This is a genomic window from Bradyrhizobium sp. Bra78 (genome assembly GCF_024519855.1).
GTDB lineage: Bacteria > Pseudomonadota > Alphaproteobacteria > Rhizobiales > Xanthobacteraceae > Bradyrhizobium > Bradyrhizobium japonicum_G.
In genome coordinates this window covers 114,056-126,107 of record NZ_JALJRE010000010.1, presented here as the reverse complement: position 1 = coordinate 126,107, position 12,052 = coordinate 114,056, and the positions used below count along the sequence as shown (strand labels likewise).

The 12,052-nt window shown below is 63.2% G+C and carries 12 protein-coding genes and 1 tRNA gene; 6 read left to right on the top strand and 7 right to left on the bottom strand.

From position 1 onward, the window contains the following. Positions 1-314: 314 nt before the first annotated feature. From OC450_RS22400 to OC450_RS22390, 3 genes are all read right to left on the bottom strand, one after another. A complete protein-coding gene (locus tag OC450_RS22400; RefSeq protein ID WP_211386004.1) occupies positions 315-950 on the bottom strand; it encodes an ATP-dependent Clp protease proteolytic subunit in 636 nt (211 codons plus the stop codon). A 279-nt stretch (positions 951-1,229) separates the two neighbouring features. Beyond that, positions 1,230-2,591: a trigger factor gene (gene tig / locus OC450_RS22395; RefSeq protein WP_211386003.1), complete on the bottom strand. Its 1,362-nt coding sequence runs from the start codon at positions 2,589-2,591 to the stop codon at positions 1,230-1,232. 174 nt (positions 2,592-2,765) lie between these two features. Continuing rightward, positions 2,766-2,850 (bottom strand) — tRNA-Leu (locus OC450_RS22390). Between the two features lie 152 nt (positions 2,851-3,002). Here OC450_RS22390 and OC450_RS22385 point away from each other — a divergent pair. Beyond that, entirely contained in the window at positions 3,003-4,319 is a 1,317-nt protein-coding gene (locus OC450_RS22385; protein WP_262048696.1) for a multicopper oxidase family protein, read from the top strand. A gap of 4 nt (positions 4,320-4,323) precedes the next feature. On the opposite strand, the gene OC450_RS22380 is transcribed toward OC450_RS22385, so the two are convergent. Beyond that, the gene (locus OC450_RS22380; RefSeq protein ID WP_262048695.1) at positions 4,324-5,823 is read right to left on the bottom strand and encodes an NAD(P)H-hydrate dehydratase; all 1,500 of its coding nucleotides are present in this window, start codon (positions 5,821-5,823) and stop codon (positions 4,324-4,326) included. 381 nt (positions 5,824-6,204) lie between these two features. Between OC450_RS22380 and OC450_RS22375 the strand changes: the two genes are divergently transcribed. Together OC450_RS22375 and glnA are read left to right on the top strand one after the other, a co-directional pair. After that, entirely contained in the window at positions 6,205-6,543 is a 339-nt protein-coding gene (locus tag OC450_RS22375) for a P-II family nitrogen regulator (protein ID WP_007603495.1), read from the top strand. Positions 6,544-6,695: 152 nt separating this feature from the next. After that, complete coding sequence (gene glnA, locus OC450_RS22370; protein ID WP_211386000.1) at positions 6,696-8,105, top strand: type I glutamate--ammonia ligase; 1,410 nt, start codon at positions 6,696-6,698, stop codon at positions 8,103-8,105. 360 nt (positions 8,106-8,465) lie between these two features. On the opposite strand, the gene OC450_RS22365 is transcribed toward glnA, so the two are convergent. From OC450_RS22365 to OC450_RS22355, 3 genes are read right to left on the bottom strand one after another with little or no spacing between them, the layout of a single operon-like run. Beyond that, positions 8,466-8,843: a type II toxin-antitoxin system HigA family antitoxin gene (locus OC450_RS22365; protein ID WP_211385999.1), complete on the bottom strand. Its 378-nt coding sequence runs from the start codon at positions 8,841-8,843 to the stop codon at positions 8,466-8,468. 10 nt (positions 8,844-8,853) lie between these two features. Continuing rightward, positions 8,854-9,237 (bottom strand): type II toxin-antitoxin system HigB family toxin, encoded by a 384-nt coding sequence (locus OC450_RS22360; protein WP_262048694.1) that lies wholly within the window; start codon positions 9,235-9,237, stop codon positions 8,854-8,856. A 43-nt stretch (positions 9,238-9,280) separates the two neighbouring features. Further along, positions 9,281-9,544, bottom strand: coding sequence for a tautomerase family protein (locus OC450_RS22355; RefSeq protein ID WP_211385998.1), 264 nt, complete (start codon positions 9,542-9,544; stop codon positions 9,281-9,283). 152 nt (positions 9,545-9,696) lie between these two features. Between OC450_RS22355 and OC450_RS22350 the strand changes: the two genes are divergently transcribed. The 3 genes from OC450_RS22350 to OC450_RS22340 all read left to right on the top strand — a co-directional run bounded on the left by OC450_RS22350 (position 9,697) and on the right by OC450_RS22340 (position 12,000). Beyond that, on the top strand, positions 9,697-10,674 hold the full coding sequence (locus tag OC450_RS22350) for a GlxA family transcriptional regulator (RefSeq protein ID WP_211385997.1): 978 nt from the start codon (positions 9,697-9,699) through the stop codon (positions 10,672-10,674). A gap of 225 nt (positions 10,675-10,899) precedes the next feature. Further along, positions 10,900-11,457, top strand: coding sequence for a cytochrome b (locus tag OC450_RS22345; RefSeq protein WP_211385996.1), 558 nt, complete (start codon positions 10,900-10,902; stop codon positions 11,455-11,457). A 132-nt stretch (positions 11,458-11,589) separates the two neighbouring features. Continuing rightward, positions 11,590-12,000 (top strand): EF-hand domain-containing protein, encoded by a 411-nt coding sequence (locus tag OC450_RS22340; RefSeq protein ID WP_256807178.1) that lies wholly within the window; start codon positions 11,590-11,592, stop codon positions 11,998-12,000. Positions 12,001-12,052 lie beyond the last annotated feature (52 nt).

Below are 12,052 nucleotides of genomic sequence, written 5' to 3'. Positions count from 1 at the left end.
GTCACTCGATTCTCCGCGATCATAGCCGATCGATCGTAGCCAACCATGCTGTCACCCGACTATCAAGAATTCGCTAATCGGGGTTCGCCGGCTACCCGTGACAATACCGTGATTTCAGGTCTTGGTACGGACGAAGTGACCGAAATCACCCCGGCGTTGCTGGATTGACACGAAAAACAAGCACGAAAGCAGAACTTTCTGCCTGTCGCAGGGCGCAAAACTGCTTTTCGCGCCCAGCGGATGCGCCCTTAACGTGAACGCGGCCCTGACGATCCCCTGCCATGCCGGGGATCGCTGTTGCACCGCCGGTAATGCTACGGGGTCTTCGCCGACGCCGGTTCCTCGGCGCGCTTGTCGATGACCTTGTCGACCAAGCCGAACTCCTTGGCGTCGGCCGCGGTGAGGAACTTGTCGCGTTCCAGCGCATCCTCGATCGCCTTGTAGGTCTGGCCGGTGTGCTTCACGTAGATCTCGTTGAGCCGCTTCTTCAGGTTCAGGATTTCCTGCGCGTGCAGCATGATGTCGGTGGCCTGGCCCTGGAAGCCGCCGGAGGGCTGGTGCACCATGATGCGCGCGTTCGGCAGCGAGAAGCGCATGTCCTTCTCGCCGGCGGCGAGCAGCAGCGACCCCATCGAGGCCGCCTGCCCCGTGCAGAGCGTCGAGACCGGCGGACGGATGAACTGCATGGTGTCGTAGATCGCGAGGCCCGACGTCACCACGCCGCCCGGCGAGTTGATGTACATCGAGATTTCCTTCTTCGGGTTTTCCGCTTCGAGGAACAGGAGCTGAGCGACGATCAGCGTCGACATGCCGTCCTCGACCGGTCCGGTCAGGAAGATGATGCGCTCTTTCAGAAGCCGCGAGAAAATGTCGTAGGCGCGCTCGCCACGGTTGGTCTGCTCGACCACCATGGGCACGAGGTTCATGTAGGTTTCAACCGGATCGCGCATGAGTCACCTAGGGTTTTAAGAGGCGGACATCGCCAGTCTTGGCTGCCAGTCGTGGCTGGATCTGCCGGAAGGCCGATGGACGTCCCGTGATGCAGGAACTTGTAGAACGAGAGGGCGTAGCGACAGATATAGCCCAATTCGCGCCTGACAAGTGCGGAGCGAATTAAGGCTTAATCGGTGAAGCACTTGAAGCTGATTCGTGCAAAGAGGCCCAGCCAACCATCTGGCTAGCTCGACCTCTTCGCTGATCATTCTTAATGGAAGACGTTCTCAAACCCTTCAGGCTGCGGTCTTTTCCGCTTCGTCGTCCTTGTAGAGGTCCTCGCGCGAGACCTTCTTCTCGGTCACCTTGGCAAGCTCGAGGATGAAGTCGACGACCTTGTCCTCATAGATCGGTGCACGAAGCTGGGCCAACGCCTGGGCGTTGCTGCGGTAATAGTCCCAGACCTCCTTCTCGCGGCCGGGCATCGAGCGCGCGCGCTCGATCACGGCGCGGCCGACCTCGTCGTCGGTCACGGTGATCTTGTTCTTCTCCCCGATCTCGGAGAGCACGAGACCGAGCCGCACGCGGCGATCGGCGATCTTGCGGTACTCTTCCTTGGCGGCGTCCTCAGTGGTGTCTTCGTCGGCAAAGGTCTTGCCGGCGGAGTCCATCTCGGCCTTCACCGAGTTCCACATCAGATTGAACTCCTCGTCGACCAGCGAGGGCGGTGCCTCGAAGCGATGCGCCTCGTCGAGGCGGTCGAGCAGCGCGCGCTTGACGCGCTGGCGCGTCGCGGTCGTGAACTCGGCGGAGAGACGCTCGCGCGCCGCTTCCTTCAGCTTGTCCAGCGATTCCAGGCCGAGCGTCTTGGCGAACTCGTCATCGATCGCGAGATCCTGCGGCGCCTCGATCAGCGTCGCGGTGGTCTCGAATTCGGCCGGCTGGCCGGCGAGCTTGTCGTTCATGTAGTTCTTGGGGAACGACACCTTCAGTGTGCGGGTCTCGCCCGCGGCGACACCGACGAGCTGCTCCTCGAAGCCGGGGATGAACGTGTTGGAGCCGATCACGACCTGGATGCCGTCGCCGGTACCGCCCTCGAAGGCTTCGCCGTTGATGGTGCCCTTGAAGGCGACGGTGACGCGGTCACCCGATTCGGCCTTGGCGCCCTCGCCCTTGGCGGCATAGCCGCGATTCGAATCGGCGATCCGCTTGATCGCCTCGTCGACGTCGGCGTCGGTGACGTCGACGACGGGCTTCTCGACCTCGAAGGTCTTGAAGTCGGCGAGCGCGATCGACGGCACCACCTCGATCGCGACCGTATAGGTCAGATCGGTCTTGCCGTTCAGCAGCTCCTCGACCTCGGCCTGCTCGGTCGGCATCGTGATCTTCGGCTCGGTCGCAAGGCGGAAGCCGCGCTCGGAGAACAGCTGCGTGTTGGTGTCGCGGATGGTCTGGTCGATGGTCTCGGCCATCACCGAGCGGCCATAGACCTTCTTCAGGTGCGTGACCGGCACCTTGCCGGGACGGAAGCCGTTGATGCGGACCTTGTCCTTGAGGTCGACGAGCTTGGCCCCGGCCTTGGCGTCGAGATCAGACGCGGGAACGCTGATCTTGAACTCGTGCTTCAAACCTTCCGAGAGGGTTTCTGTGACCTGCATGGCGTCCAATCTTCTTCTCGTTCGGTCCCGGCGCGCATGCGTCGGGACGCTGTCATTAATCGATCCGGCGCGAGGCAAACGCCTCAACGCCGGCGGTTGATCGGACCGGCTTCAGGCGGACAAACATCCGCGCCGAAGCAGGCCCTCGTAATCCGTGCAAACGCTGAAAGCGCTTGGTGCGGGCGGAGGGACTCGAACCCCCACAACTTTCGTCACTGGAACCTAAATCCAGCGCGTCTACCAGTTCCGCCACGCCCGCGTAATTTGCATCAAGACCGGCCGCGATGCCGCGGGCGGCGGGCTTATAGCATGTGCCCGCCTGTTCGCAGCAAAAAAATGGCCTGATCGAGGCAGGCATCAAGTAGGCATGGCGACTGGACTTATCCAGCGCGGCGTGGTCCGGATCGCCGCATGAAAACGCGGATCTTCGACCCGACGAGGCGCGAGGTTTTGACCGGCCTTGGCGCCGGATTTGCCGCCTCGGCGGCCGGGCTGATGGCCGGCGGCGCAGCCCCGCTCGTAACCGCCCAGCTCGCCCTTCAGGCGAGGCCGGCAACTCTGGTTCTGACGCCGGGTCAGCCGGCTACACCGATTTGGGAGCTGGCCGCAGTAAGTCACCTTGGGAATGTCCGTCTCAAGCGCGGCGACCGTTGCGAGGTGGTCTTCCGCAATGAGTTACCTGTGCCGCTTGCCCCAGTCTGGTACGGCCTCAATGGCCCGACCGCGGCAGACCCGCTCAGGGGGCGCGCGCCGACCGCACCGGATGCGACTGAAACATCAATTATTTCAATAACAAATGCGGGAACCCTGCTGGCCGACTTCCGTCTCTTCGAGGACGGCCTGAAGCATCCCGCGCGTCCGCTTCCGATCATCGCCGCCGAGTCGGACCGGGTCGCCGTCGATCGTGACGTGGTCCTTTTGATCGAGGAATGGCGCGTGAGGCAGGACGGGACCGCGCTTCCCCCCGGCCGCGAACCGAAGGACACGACACCGCTCTATACCATCAACGGGCAGCCTTCATTCGAACTCTCAACCTCCGCCGGCGAACGGCTGCGGCTGCGCTTCATCAACGGCTCGCAACGGTCTGTTCTGGCGATCAAATTGGAAAACCACGACGTCCGGATGATCGCCCTCGACGGACAGCCGGCCGAACCGTTCCCGGCGCGCAACGGCGCCCTGGTGCTGGCCCCCGGCGCGCGCGCCGACGCGGTCGTGGATGCGGCCACATCGGCCCCATTCCTGCTGCATGACGGCAAGGAGGCGCGCCGTGTCGGCAGTCTCACCATTTCCGGCGAACGGGCGCGGGAACGGCGCGCGCCGATGCTGCAGCCACTTCCTTCGAATGACCTGCCCGAGAAGCTCGATCTGAAGGGGGCCATGCGGTTCGATGTCGCGCTCGGTGCGCCCGAAGCCGGGTGGATCCGGCCCGCAAGCTTCTCCACCGGCTCCGCCCCCGCCTTCCGCGCCAAGGCGGGCCGCACGATCGCGCTGGCGCTCAAGAACCCCGCGCCGGTTACCACCGTCTTTCATCTCCACGGCCACCATTTCCGCCTGCTCGACAAGCTCGACGATGGCTGGAAGCCCTATTGGCTCGACACGCTCGCAATCGAGCCCGGCCAGACCCAGCGCATCGCCTTCGCGGCGACCTCCCCCGGGCGATGGCTGATGGAATCCGTTGCGACCGACTGGGCCGCACCGCGGCTGGTGCGCTGGTACGCGGTGGAGTGAACGCTCAGTATTCGACCCCGAGCGCGCTATAGATCCGCCGGTGCACCGCCGGCAGCGTTTCAGTGAGATCTTCGGCGATCAGCCCCGGCCCCGCCTCGCTTCCCGCTTCGCCATGCATCCACACGGCGATGCTGGCCGCCTCGAACGCCGGCACGCCTTGCGCCAGCAGCCCCGCAATGATGCCGGCGAGCACGTCGCCGGCGCCGGCGGTGGCGAGCCAGGGCGGCGCGTTGGCGGCGATGGTGACACGGCCGTCGGGCGCGGCGATCGTGGTGTCAGGTCCTTTCAACAGCACGACCGCGCCGCAGCGCTCGGCGGCGACGCGCACGCGCTCGAACTTCGAGCGGCCCGGATGTTTGTTGCTGAGATCGGAGAACAGGCGCGGAAACTCGCCCTCGTGCGGCGTCAGCACCACCGCATTGTCCTGCGAGGATTTGATCGATTCAAACAGGCGCTCGGGCGTCGCGGCAAAGCTCGTCAGCGCATCGGCGTCCAGCACCAGGTGCCGCTGCGCCGTGAGCGCGGTGTGAACCATGTCGCAGGTGCGATCCCCAATGCCGGCGCCCGGGCCGATCACGCAGGTGTTGTAGCGCTTGTCGCCGAGCAGCTCGCCGAACTCGATCGCGGTGTCCACGGGACGAACCATCACCGCAGTCAGCGCGGCGGCATTGATCGCAAGCGCATCGCGCGGGCTCGCCAGCGTCACCAGACCCGCGCCTGCGCGCAGCGCGCCGCGCGCGGCGAGCCGCGCCGCACCGGTGGCGGCGGCATCGCCGGAGATCGCGAGCACATGCCCGCGTGCGTATTTGTGGCCGTCGATGCGCGGCACCGGAAAGGCGGCGCCCCAGAAATCCGGATCGTTCTCGAAGATCTGCGGCGCGATCTCGTCCAGCACCTGAGCCTCGATGCCGATGTCGGCGACGCGCACCCGGCCGCAATGCATCCGGCCGGGCAAGAGCAGATGCGCCGGCTTCTTGCGGAAGAAGGTGACGGTTTCGGTGGCGTTCACGGCCGCGCCCATCACCGCCGCATTGGTGCCGTTGATGCCGCTCGGCAGATCGACCGCCAGCACGGGCGCGCTGTTGGAATTGATCGCCTCGATCATCGCACGCGCCTCGCCGTCGACGGGACGGCTGAGGCCTGCGCCGAACAGCGCATCGATGATCAAAGCGGGCTTTCCGATCGCCTGCGGGTTGAACGGCAGCACCGGGAGCTTCCAGCCGCGCGCCGCGGAGGCCGCATCGCCCTGAAGCTGGTCGCGCTCGCACATCAGGATCACCGAGACATCGCGGCCCTGGGCGGCGAGCTCGGCCGCTGCAACAAAACCGTCGCCGCCATTGTTGCCGGGACCGGCGACGATCAGGATCGGTCCCTCCTCCGCCAGCGCATTGGCCGCCTCCGCGACCGCCTGGCCGGCGCTGAGCATCAGCTTGAAGCCGGGCGTGCCTGCCGCGATGCTGAGCTGGTCGGCGCGCTGCATTTCAGCATTGGTCAGAACTTCCATGCCACTTCCCTGTCCAAACGCCTTTTCAACAGGCATCTTCCGTGCCGATGAGGTGACCGGAACGACGATCTGCACACATATTGAACCGATTGCCTATTTCGTAGTCTTAGGTATTTTGTGCCGGTCGGCGCCACCTATCAGGGATGCTCGTTAAAAGGCTGATAACGCTCCAATAATCAGGGCATTTGCAACTTGGCATAGACCCTGCTTTCGAGGAAGCCGCTTCGGTTCGTCGTGCTCACTGGCATTTATCAGGGTGTGGCCGGCCGAGGTTGCCGGTCTCGTCAGGGATCCCGGCATTGCGAAGACAAGATCGTGCGTTAAGAAAAGCGCATCCTGACGAAGACGTTGCTATTTGATCGAAAGGCCGGGAGGCGCGCAGTGAAGAAAATCGAAGCCATCATCAAGCCATTCAAGCTCGACGAGGTGAAGGAAGCGCTTCAGGAAGTCGGCCTGCAAGGCATTACCGTCACAGAAGCCAAGGGCTTTGGCCGGCAGAAGGGTCACGCCGAGCTCTACCGCGGCGCAGAATACATCGTCGACTTCCTGCCCAAGGTGAAGATCGAGATCGTGATCGGCGACGATCTGGTCGAGCGGGCGATCGATGCGATCCGCCGCGCCGCGCAGACTGGGCGCATCGGCGACGGCAAGATCTTCGTCTCCAACATCGAAGAGGCGATCCGCATCCGAACCGGCGAATCCGGGCTGGACGCTATCTGAGCCGGGTGCTATCCCGCGTTTTGCGACACTCTGACAAGAAATAGGCTGCTTCGGCGGCCTGATTTCGTTTGTGCGGTCGCGCAAAACTCGCCGAAAAGCGAGAATAATTTTGCTCATCTGGAAACCGTCCCGCAGAGCCAAAAGGGGTATGCATGAAGACCGCCAAAGACGTCCTGAAATCGATCAAGGACAACGACGTTAAGTACGTCGACCTGCGCTTCACCGATCCGCGCGGCAAGTGGCAGCACGTCACGTTCGACATCAGCATGATCGACGAGGACATTTTCGCCGAAGGGACGATGTTCGACGGCTCCTCGATTGCCGGTTGGAAGGCGATCAACGAGTCCGACATGTGCCTGATGCCCGATCCGGTGACCGCGACGATCGATCCGTTCTTCGCCGAGACCACGATGGTCATCACCTGCGACGTGCTCGAGCCGACCACCGGCGAGCCCTACAACCGCGACCCCCGCGGCATCGCCAAGAAGGCCGAGGCCATGGTGAAGTCGATGGGCGTGGGCGACAGCGTGTTCGTCGGCCCCGAAGCCGAGTTCTTCGTGTTCGACGACGTGCGGTTCTCCGCCAACCCCTACAGCACCGGCTTCCGCCTCGACTCCTCGGAGCTGCCGACCAACTCCGACACCGAATACGAAGGCGGCAATCTCGGCCACCGCGTCCGCACCAAGGGCGGCTATTTCCCGGTCCCGCCGCAGGACTCGGTGCAGGACATGCGTTCCGAGATGCTCGGCGCCATGGCAAAGATGGGCGTCAAGGTCGAGAAGCACCATCACGAGGTCGCCTCCGCCCAGCACGAGCTCGGCATGAAGTTCGACACGCTGACGCTGATGGCCGACCACATGCAGATCTACAAGTACTGCATCCACCAGGTCGCGCACATCTACGGCAAGACCGCCACCTTCATGCCGAAGCCGGTCTTCGGCGACAACGGCTCGGGCATGCACGTGCACCAGTCGATCTGGAAGGACGGCAAACCGGTGTTCGCCGGCAACAAATACGCCGACCTGTCCGAGACCTGCCTCCACTACATCGGCGGCATCATCAAGCACGCCAAGGCGATCAACGCCTTCACCAACCCGTCGACCAACTCCTACAAGCGTCTGGTCCCGGGCTATGAGGCCCCCGTGCTGCTCGCCTATTCCGCGCGCAACCGTTCGGCCTCCTGCCGCATCCCCTACACCGCTTCGCCGAAGGCCAAGCGCGTCGAGGTGCGTTTCCCCGATCCGCTCGCCAATCCCTATCTCGGCTTCGCCGCGATGCTGATGGCCGGCCTCGACGGCATCAAGAACAAGATCGATCCCGGTCCGGCGATGGACAAGGACCTCTACGACCTGCCGAAGGAAGAGCTCAAGCAGATCCCGACGGTGTGCGGCAGCTTGCGCGAGGCGCTGGAAAACCTCGACAAGGACCGCGGCTTCCTCAAGAACGGCGGCGTGTTCGACGACGACTTCATCGATGCTTATATCGAGCTGAAGATGACGGAAGTCGCCCGCTTCGAGATGACCCCGCACCCGGTCGAGTTCGAGATGTACTATTCGGGCTAAGCGGCCCGAACCGACTGCGACAAGCAAAAGGCGCTTCCGAAAGGAGGCGCCTTTTCGTTTTGTGAGACTAATGCTCGTGCTTCTTGGCGATGATCGCTAGCTAATTCTCCGCCTGCGGTCGCAATGATGGATAGCCCCGGAATGCCCTTCTGCCATCCCTCGTAACCAGACGACATGTTGAGAACTTCCAGGACGACATTGCCAGGAAGCGAAATCGACAGGCCTCCTGTGTCCGAGCGGATTGAAACGCGCTCGATGGGTTTCTCTCCGAGAAGACTTAGCGCGACTTTCTCGCCATCGAGCGGTGTCGCCCTCGCAAGAAAACGACGGGTTTCGCTGAAGCGAGGACCATCCCAAATGCTAAACCGCATTCAACCGATACGGCTTGACCAGGAGTTCGGCAGGCACTTTCCAGGCCTCGCTGATCCGAAAGATCATCTCGACCGTCAGCGCGCGTCTTCTGTTCAATATCTCGGACGCACGCGAGCGCGACCCCAATAGCTCCGCGAGTTCTGCTTGAGTGTGTCCGCCTTCGTCGATCAGATAGTTCAGCATATCGATCGGGTCGAGACGCAGCACATCGATCGGCCAATGTGAGGTCTCGTACTTCTCAACGAGCGTTGCGAGAATATCGAGCTTGTCGCCATCATCAGTCCCGGGCTCCGCCCCCCAGAGCCGTTCGATTTCAGCGACAGCAGCATCATAGTCCGCCTCTGTCCGAATGGGATGGATTTCCATGGTTCTTCCCTCAGTACATCGCAACCGCCAACGCATCGATCTTGTCGTACTCTGCATGCGTACCGATGAATTTGATGAACGCAATCTGGTGCTTGAACGCGAATGCCACGATCAGGGGAAAACTGCCGCCCGCGATTTCAAAACGGGCCCGCTCGCCGTTCAGAACGACAACTCCCGGTACAGTCGTCTGAATCTCATTCATCGAAGCCCATCCGGCGGCCCTGACGAGCTTGACCCATCGGGCGATCGCGGGCTTCGCCTTGGGGTTTGCCGCGGCGAATTTGGCCAGCGTGGATTGTTTGATGATCCGCACGAAACGATATTCCCATATTGGGAACATCGCGTGAAGACCGCGCCCGCTGCTGATGTCGCGGCATAGCGAGACGAAGCCCATCTTGCAGACCTGGGACCAGCATGGACTTCGCCTCACCCTCTGGCTACGTCTTCAGCCGCCCGACCCGCACCCCGTCCGCCCCGATCGTGCCGAACGTGCTCGCGATGATCTCGCTGGTCGGCTGCATGCCGCCGAGCGACCAGTGCGAGGGCTCCTGCTCCTCGATCCTGACCCAGACGTTGCGGCGGAATTCCGGGTTGCCCTGCCCTTCGACCTCGACCAGGAGGTCGGTGACGCGTTCGAGCAGGGTCTTCTTCTGCGCGGCATCCAGAATGCCGCGAACGGTGGAAATGGTGATGTAAGGCATGTCTCTCTCCGGTCATGTCGTGTGACGACGGAGCGAGATTGGACCTGACACCGCCCGGACGGCAGTGGCGGACAAGACAGAGATCGGGCAATTTCCGCCACGCGCCATCCGTGCCGATCGGATAGGATCGCGGCATCACCCCCGGAGGTCCCATGAAGCTCGCAATTCTGGCGCTGGAAGGTTGCATGCATTCGGCGATCTCGGGCGTCGCCGACATCCTGTCGCTCGCCAACCACGTGATGCAGCAGAGCGGCGCGAAAACGCGCTTCGCCTGGGAGACGCTCTCGCTCGACGGCAAGGCCGTGCGTGCCGGCGGCGGCCAGATGGTCGCGGTCGACGGCGCGATCGGCGGACGCGCTCGCCATGATGCGATCATCGTCCCCGGCAACCTCGTCGATCACGTCACGGCCGAGCGCCTGCAACCGCAATATGCCCGTGCCGGTGCCTGGCTCCGGCAGCAGCACGCGAATGGCCGGCTGATCGGCGCGTTCTGCAGCGGCGTGTTCCTGCTTGCGGGAGCGGGCCTGCTCGACAACCGCCGCGCAACCATCACCTGGTGGCTGCAAGGCGAGTTGCGGCAGCGCCACCCCACGATCGACCTTGCCGCCGACGCCGTCATCACCGTGGCGGACCGCATCGTCTGCGCGGCCGGACCGATGTCGTGGGTCGACCTCCTGCTCCGGCTGATCGAGATGGTCGACGGCAAGCAGATCGCAAAACTCTGCGCGGACTACGTCGTGATCGACACCGCGCAGCGCAGCCAGTCGATCTTCATGCCCGTCGGCTATTTGCTGTCGCAGGACCCGTTGCTGACCAGGGCCGACCTGCTGGTTCGCCGCACCGGCAAGCGGCCGATGACGGTCAAGCGCCTCGCCGGCGCGCTCGGCCTCAGCGAGCGCACGCTGAACCGGAAGTTTCAGGAGCTCACGCACGAACCGCCGCAAGCCTTCATCACGCGCCGCCGCGTCGAGCACGCGCGCACGCTGCTGGAGACGACGACGCAGCCGGTCAAGACCATCGCACGCACGGCCGGCTACGAGGACGAGAGCAGCTTTCGCAAGGCGTTCCGCAAGCTGACCCTGATGTCACCGCAGGCCTATCGCGCGCGGCGGATGGAGCGAGCCGCGTAGCCGCGCACCAAGGGTGTTCGACCGAGCATGGCAACTTGCTCGCCCGGGATGGAACTCGCCTCAGGGGTCGCAAAATTCAGCCCTCGCCCGATTATCGAGATGCCGCCTCGCGCAAGAAACAGGTCGCGCCATGAGGCGGATCAAAGAGTCGCAGCGAATTTTCTGATGCATTGGTCCTCGAAGGGCTGGCCCGCGCTACCGGATCGAAGATCAACGGAGGCACAATTGACGAATTCGCCCGACCGATACGGGACCGTTCCCCAGTTCTTCCACTGGGCGACGGCGGTCCTGGTGATCGTTGCGTGGACGCTCGGCATATTTGGCGATGACTTGCCCAAGGGTGGCGCTCGCGAGACGGGCCTGCTCGTTCATGTTTCCGCCGGCCTGTTGATCCTGGCCGCGCTGATCATGCGCGTGGCGTGGAGGGCGGCCGTTCCGCCGCCGCCTCCCGAGCCAAACGAATTCCGCAGATGGCTTGGCGCCTTCGCCGACCCAACCGCCCGTCTTTTTCACTATGCGCTCTACGCCTTGCTCGCTGTCGTTCCCATCGCCGGGATCGTCACGCAGTTTGCGCGTGGCGAGGCGTTGCCGCTGCTCGGCATCTACGAAATCTCATCGCCATGGATACGAGATCGAGCCTTTGCCCATTCGGTCAAGGAGATCCACGAAATTGCAGCCCACGCGCTTGTATTCGTCGCGTTCTTTCATGCCGGCGCAGCTCTGATCCATCATGTTGTTTTTCGCGACAATACGCTGAACCGCATGCTGCCTCGCGGCAAATGATGGCGTAGCACAGGACCGCAGACATCCTCGAAACCGAGCGGCGTTCCCTACCCGCCATATTGATCTGCCTCAAGCCGAACCCGGTCCGGATCGGCATCGTCGGGATTTCGGATCAACGTCGGAGAAACAACCATGCGACGTCCAACCATTGCTGCGGCGCTGTTGTTTGCTGCCCTGAACCATCCCGCATTCGCTCAGACGGCATCTGATCACGAGGGCCATCATCCGGGATCGGACCAAGTGTCGACGCCCGCGCAAACGACGCCCCCCGCAAGCCAGTCCGGAGAGCGACAAGGCATGATGGGTGGTGGAGGCATGATGGGTAACGCTATGAAGGGTCGCAGCACGATGGGCGTGGACGCGATGGGGCCTCCGATCATGTTCCGCATGATGTTCGCGCTGATGGACGCCGACGGTGACGGAGCCATCTCGTTGGCAGAGTTTCAGGCAGCCCACGAGCGGATTTTCAAGGCGATGGACAGCAACAAGGATGGCAAGCTCACGCCGGAAGAGATGCAAGCGTTCATACGAGCCAGAAACTAGGCCAGACTGTCCGCCAAACGAACCATCACCCAGGAGGACCTCCGGCCGGCGT

Excerpts from the sequence above, each read along its gene's own strand:
- OC450_RS22400 (WP_211386004.1), bottom strand. The coding sequence starts at position 950 with ATGCGCGATCCGGTTGAAACCTACATGAACCTCGTGCCCATGGTGGTC.
- tig (WP_211386003.1), bottom strand. The coding sequence starts at position 2,591 with ATGCAGGTCACAGAAACCCTCTCGGAAGGTTTGAAGCACGAGTTCAAG.
- OC450_RS22385 (WP_262048696.1), top strand. The coding sequence starts at position 3,003 with ATGAAAACGCGGATCTTCGACCCGACGAGGCGCGAGGTTTTGACCGGC.
- OC450_RS22380 (WP_262048695.1), bottom strand. The coding sequence starts at position 5,823 with ATGGAAGTTCTGACCAATGCTGAAATGCAGCGCGCCGACCAGCTCAGC.
- glnA (WP_211386000.1), top strand. The coding sequence starts at position 6,696 with ATGAAGACCGCCAAAGACGTCCTGAAATCGATCAAGGACAACGACGTT.
- OC450_RS22365 (WP_211385999.1), bottom strand. The coding sequence starts at position 8,843 with ATGGAAATCCATCCCATTCGGACAGAGGCGGACTATGATGCTGCTGTC.
- OC450_RS22360 (WP_262048694.1), bottom strand. The coding sequence starts at position 9,237 with ATGGGCTTCGTCTCGCTATGCCGCGACATCAGCAGCGGGCGCGGTCTT.
- OC450_RS22355 (WP_211385998.1), bottom strand. The coding sequence starts at position 9,544 with ATGCCTTACATCACCATTTCCACCGTTCGCGGCATTCTGGATGCCGCG.
- OC450_RS22350 (WP_211385997.1), top strand. The coding sequence starts at position 9,697 with ATGAAGCTCGCAATTCTGGCGCTGGAAGGTTGCATGCATTCGGCGATC.
- OC450_RS22340 (WP_256807178.1), top strand. The coding sequence starts at position 11,590 with ATGCGACGTCCAACCATTGCTGCGGCGCTGTTGTTTGCTGCCCTGAAC.